This window comes from Scytonema sp. UIC 10036, from assembly GCF_009725235.1.
In genome coordinates this window covers 47,551-54,959 of the sequence record NZ_WJFC01000083.1, presented here as the reverse complement: position 1 = coordinate 54,959, position 7,409 = coordinate 47,551, and the positions used below count along the sequence as shown (strand labels likewise).

5 protein-coding genes are annotated in these 7,409 nt (G+C 44.3%); 4 read left to right on the top strand and 1 reads right to left on the bottom strand.

Annotated elements, in window-relative coordinates:
• Positions 1-2,777 (top strand): hybrid sensor histidine kinase/response regulator (locus tag F7734_RS31860; protein WP_155748558.1); only part of this gene is annotated, 2,777 nt, incomplete at its 5' end.
• 153 nt (positions 2,778-2,930) lie between these two features.
• Here the strand turns inward: F7734_RS31860 and F7734_RS31855 are convergent.
• A complete protein-coding gene (locus F7734_RS31855; protein WP_155748557.1) occupies positions 2,931-4,307 on the bottom strand; it encodes a hypothetical protein in 1,377 nt (458 codons plus the stop codon).
• Positions 4,308-4,637: 330 nt separating this feature from the next.
• On the opposite strand from F7734_RS31855, the gene F7734_RS31850 reads away from it, so the two are divergent.
• The 3 genes from F7734_RS31850 to F7734_RS31840 are packed head-to-tail and all read left to right on the top strand — an operon-like array spanning position 4,638 to position 7,408.
• Positions 4,638-4,805: a hypothetical protein gene (locus tag F7734_RS31850; protein ID WP_155748556.1), complete on the top strand. Its 168-nt coding sequence runs from the start codon at positions 4,638-4,640 to the stop codon at positions 4,803-4,805.
• Between the two features lie 2 nt (positions 4,806-4,807).
• Positions 4,808-5,839, top strand: coding sequence for a chemotaxis response regulator protein-glutamate methylesterase (locus tag F7734_RS31845; RefSeq protein WP_155748555.1), 1,032 nt, complete (start codon positions 4,808-4,810; stop codon positions 5,837-5,839).
• A 57-nt stretch (positions 5,840-5,896) separates the two neighbouring features.
• Positions 5,897-7,408 (top strand): adenylate/guanylate cyclase domain-containing protein, encoded by a 1,512-nt coding sequence (locus F7734_RS31840; protein ID WP_155748554.1) that lies wholly within the window; start codon positions 5,897-5,899, stop codon positions 7,406-7,408.
• Position 7,409: the final 1 nt, after the last annotated feature.

The following is a 7,409-nucleotide window of genomic DNA, read 5'->3' as shown; positions in this document are numbered from 1 at the left end:
TGAATGAATACTCTATCATCGATCTGTTTCGTCAGGAGATCCAAACTCAGGTTACAACCTTTCGGGAAGCTCTTGGGGTACTGAGAACACAGCCTTTCTCTATGACAGAACTGGAACAAGCAACTCAAGCAGCCCATTCGGTGTGGGGAATTGCTCGACTTGTTGACTTGGAAGTGGCTTCTAATTTGGCGGAAGCTATGAAGCAATGTTTTCTGGCTGCTCAGAACAAAACAGTTACTTTGGGTGAAGAGCAAATCGAGCTTTTACTTCATGCTAGCGATTTGCTCCTGAGTATAAGCAAAGCGGCGGATAAAAATTTCCAACAATGGCTCTCTGATTATTCTTGGGATTTAGCAACGACTCAGAAAGCTATTTCAATCTTATTGAATGTGAATGTTTTGAAGGATGAGATGACGGGCGAGATGCCCGTACCACAATTGCCACAATTACAAGAATTGCCACAATTACCAGAATTACCAGAATCAGATGAAGTTAGTTCTGTGAATGTACTGCCTGGTGATGATGATGGTTCTATGATGGATCTGTTTCGATTGGAAGCAGAAGCGCAGATTGCTGTTATGAACGATGGGCTGTTAGCACTGGAAAGCAACCCTCGCTCAGCACAAGCATTGGAAACTTTAATGCGAGCCGCTCACTCGATTAAGGGATCTGCTCGAATCGTTTCACTGGATGCAGTGGTTAACTTGGCTCATGTCATGGAAGATTGTTTTGTTGCAGCACAAAATAAAACTATTGCTTTGGATTCCAACCAAGTGGATGTACTGCTCCAATCTGTAGATTTATTGCAAGGCATTAGCCGGGTGAGTCATGCAGATTTACCCCAATGGTTGATTAATAATAAAGTGGCTTTTGAACGGATGCGAGCATCTGTAGCGACAATTTTAAATCCCGGAGCGGCACCCTTACTGACACAGGAGAAAGAAACTTCTCTGTCTTCTGTATCTTCTAGCGCTCCTGTCCCTGTTTCATCTCTACCGGGTACTTTAAGCGAAATTAAACCTGAATTGAATCCCGATTTAGCCCTTGTTGTGGTGAACCAATCTCCACCACCAGCTCAAGTGATGGTTCAAGAGCGTTCGGAATTGTCTGCTCCTTCTAATTCTGCATCTGAACAAATGGCTGTTCAAGACAGGGTGGTGCGGGTTAGTGCTGAAAACTTGAACCGCATCATGGGTTTGGCTGGGGAATCATTGATTGAAGCAAACTGGTTGCAACCTCATGCTGATTCTATGATGTCTCTCAAATGGCGTTTGGTTGAACTTTCTAGAACTTTGGAACATTTGCAAGATGCTCTTGACAGAGGAGCATATCAACAAGATGGGAAGGAGTACTTGGAGGAGGCGCGACACCGGGAGCAAGAATGTCTTGATTTTTTGAGCGATCGCCTCAACGAACTCGAACTTTATGCCCAACGAACTGCTAACTTATCAGATCGTCTCTACCGAGAAGTCATTACTTCTCACATGCGCCCCTTTGCTGATGGCGTACAGAGTTTTCCACGTATGATTCGCGACTTAGCACGCAAGCTGAACAAGCAGGTGAATTTAGAAATTGTTGGGAAAGCAACATCAGTCGATCGCGACATTCTTAAAAAACTGGAAGCACCTCTAACTCACATTCTCCGGAACGCTGTGGATCACGGGATTGAACTTCCAGAGGAACGGGCTGCTGCTGGAAAACCAAGTACGGGTACGATCCGTTTGGATGCTTTTCATCGAGGAGGTATGTTAGCAATTACCATTGCTGACGATGGTAAAGGTATAGATCCAGAGCAGTTACGTCAGAAAGTCATTAATAAAAACCTCACAACATCTGAAATGGCAGCTCAACTCTCAATTAGCGAGCTAATGGAGTTCCTGTTTTTACCGGGATTTTCCACAGCAAAGCAGGTGACGGAAATCTCCGGACGTGGTGTTGGGTTGGATATTGCCAAGAGTATGGCGCAGGAAGTCGGTGGAACGGTGCGTGCTGTTTCTCAAAAAGGATTGGGAACAAGTTTCCACTTTCAATTACCGTTGACACTCTCTGTTGTTCGCACGCTATTGGTTGAAATTTCTGGAAGACCTTATGCCATTCCCTTGGCTCGAATTGACCACATTATAACGGTGGAGCGTTCTGATATTTCTGATGTCGAAAACCGTCAATATTTTACCATGAATCAGAAAAATATTGGTTTGATTGCTGCCCATCAAATTCTAGAACTTAGCGAACCTCCACCTAAATCTGGAGCGCTTTCGGTGGTTGTGGTTAGCGATCGCGATGATGCCTATGGATTGGTCGTAGATAAGTTTCTCGGCGAACACGATTTGGTTGTCAGACCTCTAGACCCCCGCTTGGGGAAAGTTCCCGATATCAGCGCCACATCCTTACTCAGTGATGGTTCACCAGTTCTGATTGTGGATGTGTCGGACATGGTGCGATCGATGGATGCCATCCTGAATGTGGGACAGCTTACCAAAGTTGGTGTTGTAGCAGCAGAAGAAATAGCAGACAAGCGTAAGAAAGTTTTGGTCGTTGATGATTCCATCACAGTACGAGAAATGGAGCGCAAGTTATTAGAAAATCGCGGCTATCAAGTGGATATTGCCGTTAATGGTATGGAAGGATGGAGCGCTGTTCGTACCAATCATTACGACTTGGTCATCAGCGATATTGATATGCCGCGCATGAATGGAATTGAACTGGTTCGGCAAATCAAGAACCATCCTCGCTTGCACTCTATGCCCGTTATCATTATGTGTAAGCGAAAAGTGTAGTCAAACAGAGTCAACCATAACTTTTCGTTCCTGCTCTCCTCTGTGAGCGCTCTACCTAGAATCAAGAATCGTAGATTCAACCGGGTAGGCGTAGGATGGTAGGAGAGAACCACGAGGTGTTTACACAACACCTGTAATAGAGTTGGGGTACGGTTAGCCGCCGACCTTGCTTGCAACCCTATCACACCCAGTCTTTACAGACTTGGCTTTTCGGACGTTGCCAGCCTTCTTGACTGCGAGTGCTGGCATAACAAATCTACGGGATAAAAACCTCAACCCAATATTACGTGCGGCGTTCAAAGCCGAGCTTCCACGTTGCCCCGTCACGGTGGCAAAACACTTTCCGCCATACTCGTAGGGCTGGCATAATTCTAGAAGAGTTGGCAAATAATGGTTGCCGCGCCACACTTCTACACCATTGACAGCACAAAGCCTTGAGGTGTTTTTCGGATTAACTCTGGCGGTAAGAATTACATAACGCTGATACGCAATCCGGCGGACGTGATCAACTATCTTACCTTTAAGCCAATAGGCTCTCTTTTGATTAGAACGCCTTGAATACTTGCCACGCTTGGGTTTTAGATTGCCAAGATGCTCGAAGACAATCACTTGACAACCGTGGCGGTGAGCGAATTCGATAATCTCGTTGGAAATTCTGAATCCCTCGTTGCGCTCACGGCGAGATATCTTGGCAAATATGGTACTGGCAAAACCTTTGTCAACGGAGCCAGTTTGGTTCATCTTACGTGCAATTCTTCCCAGAGTGCGCTTCCTACGACGGACATGGGCTGTATGACCTGGAACTGTCATGCGGCTAATTTCATGCACAACCCCGTTATCGTTGCATTCTAGAACGGTGCAAGTAGCGATGTGACCATCTAAATCTAAATCAACAGAACAGATACGCAAATCTGACTGCCCAATAACAGTTTTTAATCCTCCGGTTGCTGGTATATATTTTTCTATGGTGAAGTCTAAGTACGCCTGACCACCTTTTAAAGTGACAGTTGGCGATGCTTTTACCCACTCCGCTCCAAAGTCATAGCTTTGATATTGGAATTTCATCCAAATCCAGGCACGATCTCTACGAACTTTGAGCATAATGCTATCGCCTGTATCTTCTTTCCACATACCAGCATAAAATACTGGGTTGAAGTTAAAAGAACGTGGCTGCACTGGCGGTCGATGGGATCTATGTCGTGGTGGTCGAACTGACCACTTGTCGTATTGCGTTTTCCACGACTTGTAGGCACCGATTGCTTTCTTAATAGCAGCACGGCGAAACACAGATGGAGCATCGAAAGGTAGAGGATATTGAGGTTTTTCGCCTAAAGTTAATCCCTCATACACCTTGTAGTATTCGTTAACTTTGACTGTGCCTTCTGGGTGGGTGGCAACAACAGCGAAGTAAAATGACACCAATTCGTTAAAAGCTTCTTTTGTTTCATCCAAATCAATCCCATCACGCTTCAATGTAAAGCGTGCTGTTTTGGATTCAATTGAATAGCCTTTCTTACGTGTTAGCGCCATAATGTTATTGCTTTGTTTCGACCTTTTATCCTATTTTTAGGATACTACGATGAGCTTCTATATTATGTCAACAGGTCAAGGCAAAAAATCACAAGAAATAACCAGTCCTGCATGAACAAGGTCATTGAGCAACACTCAATAATGGTGACAAAATAATTCGGAATTCGGAATTCGGAATTAAAAACATAAAAATTCCGAATTCCGAACTCCGAATTGGAGCCAAGCAACTTGACACCCCTCACCTGGAAAAAACTCTAATAAGAAAGCAATTGATGCTCATAAAAGTGTGAGTGAATACTTGGAAACTTTGATGAGACAGATTGACTATGATTGACTCCGAGATACTCCAAGTTTCCGCTATCTAGTAGTACGTCCTACCGAGACCGGGAGGAAGACCGCATTCAGGGATTAGAAGCAGGTGCAGATTACTACTTGACAAAAAGTAGTTTTCATGATAATACCTTGATTGATGCCGTTGTTGATTTAATAGGTCGTTAATTATGAAAATTGCTATCGTTAACGACTTAGCCATTGCAGTGGCAGCACTCCGGAAAGTCTTGCTGACCGTTTCCGATTATCAAATTATTTGGGTAGCTCATGATGGAGCCGAAGCAGTTGCCAAATGCAAACAAGATCCACCAGATTTAATCTTAATGGATTTGGTGATGCCTGTGATGGATGGGGTAGAAGCAACCCGTCAAATCGTGCAAAACTTTTCCTGTGCAGTTCTAATTGTGACAGTGAGCGCCGAGCAAAACGTCGCCAAAGTATACGAAGCCATGGGTTATGGCGCACTGGATGCAGTTGATACCCCTGTTTTGGGTCAAGAAAGCGATCGCACTGCAAACCAGTTGTTGACTAAAATTTCTAGAATCCGCAAACTCCTGAAAGTACCTCCGACAAACACCAAGCCGTCTGTTCGTTCTCCTCAATTAGAGCGGCGCAGCAATCTTCTGTCTGCAACCTCTTTGATTGCTATTGGGTCATCAACAGGCGGACCTAAAGCACTAGCCTCTATTTTGTCAAAGTTACCAGCCAATTTTAATGCAGCGATCGCCATTGTTCAACACGTTGATGCCGATTTTTCAGCAGGATTTGTAGAGTGGTTAAACCAACAAACAGCATTACCAGTGAGATTGGCTGTTGCAGGCGATCGTTTGGAATCAGGAACAGTTCTCGTTGCTGGTACAAACGATCATCTTTATTTAAAGCCCGACTTAACCCTCAATTACACAAAAGAACCCGTGAATTACCCTTACCGTCCATCGGTTGATGTATTCTTCAAAAGTCTCGCTCAACACTGGACGCGCAAAGGAATCGGTGTGTTGTTAACTGGAATGGGACGAGACGGTGCTCTTGGCTTAAGTGCCTTAAAAACACGAGGTTGGCACACTATTGCCCAAGACAAAGCAAGTTGTGTAGTGTATGGAATGCCTAAAGCAGCCGTTGAGTTAGATGCAGCCGTCGAAATTTTATCCCCAGATGCGATCGCATCCACCCTGATTCAAAATCCAAAATCCGCAATCTCCTAATCCAAAATCCAAAATCCAAAATCCAAAATCCGCAATCTCCTAATCCAAAATCCCCCAATGGACGAGCAAATAACCGTATTACTTATTGACGACCAATCCATCATCGGTGAAGCCATTTCTCGAATGCTGGCTCCCGAAAAGGATATTGTATTTCATTACTGTAGCGATCCAACTCAAGCAATCAAAGTCGCTAAAGATTGCCAACCAACTGTCATTTTACAAGACTTAGTCATGCCACAAATGCAAGGGCTGCTGTTGGTAAAGTTTCTGCGATCCAAAGACGCACCCACTTGCAATATTCCCCTAATTGTGCTGTCTAGTAAAGAAGACCCTGTTATTAAAGCCAAAGCATTTGAACTGGGGGCAAATGATTATTTAGTCAAACTGCCCGATCGCATGGAGTTGATTGCTCGCATCCGCTATCACTCAAAAGCTTACGTGAATTTTCTCAAGCGATTGGAAGCAGAAGCCCTCTTTAAAGCTGAAATTTTACGTCAAGCAGCATATATCGAGCAGGTGGATAAGGTGACATCTGCTGCTAGTGATGTAGAAAAAGATGCCTTTCAAGCAGAGACTCTAGCAGAGGTGACTAAACGAAGCGATGAACTCGGACAATTAGCACGAGTTTTTACCAACATGGTAAAAACTGTTAAAGCAAGAGAAAAAGAGCTAACCAGTGCCAATGCTCAGTTAGAGTCTTTGTTAAAAGCTTACGGGCGATTTGTACCTCACGAATACCTTAGGTTCTTGCGGAAATCAGCAATTACAGATGTGCAATTGGGCGATCATGTCAGCAAAATCATGGCGGTTATGTTTAGTGACATTCGCTCTTTCACAACCATCTCTGAAGGTATGACACCTCAGGAGAATTTTAATTTTGTCAATGCATATCTCAAGCGTGTCAGCCCTGAAATTCGCTCTCACTATGGTATTATCGTCAAATTTTTAGGTGATGGCATGATGGCTGTGTTTCCTGAGGGAGCCGATGATGCAGTGGCGGCGGGAGTTGCCAAACATCGACGGGTTCACGAATACAATAAGGAACGTGCAGTGAAAGGTTACCTTCCCCTTCAGGTAGGCATAGGCATTCACGTTGGGCATATGATGTTGGGTATGGTGGGTGAAGAAAACCGGATGCAGGGAGATGCTTTTTCTGACAATGTTAACCTAACAGCTCGCTTGGAAGGGCTGACGAAATTCTATGGTGTGTCTTTGTTAATATCAGAGCAAACGCTACATCATCTGAGTACCCCCGAAAAGTATCACATTCGGTTTTTGGATCGGGCGATTGTGAAGGGACGGACGGAAGCGATCGCAGTTTATGAAGTCCTAGATGCAGAAATTGAAGAAATCCGTGCGCTCAAACTTCAAACACAACCAGAATTTGAGCGGGGTTTAGAGTACTACAAAAACAGTGAGTTAGAATTGGCAAAAACACATTTTGAAAAAGTACTGGCTATCCATCCTTCAGATAAGACGGCAATGCTTTATTTAGAACGAGTCGAAACATTACAGCAAAGGGGAGTCCCCAAAAACTGGAATGGCGTGTGGACTTTTACTGATAAATAAA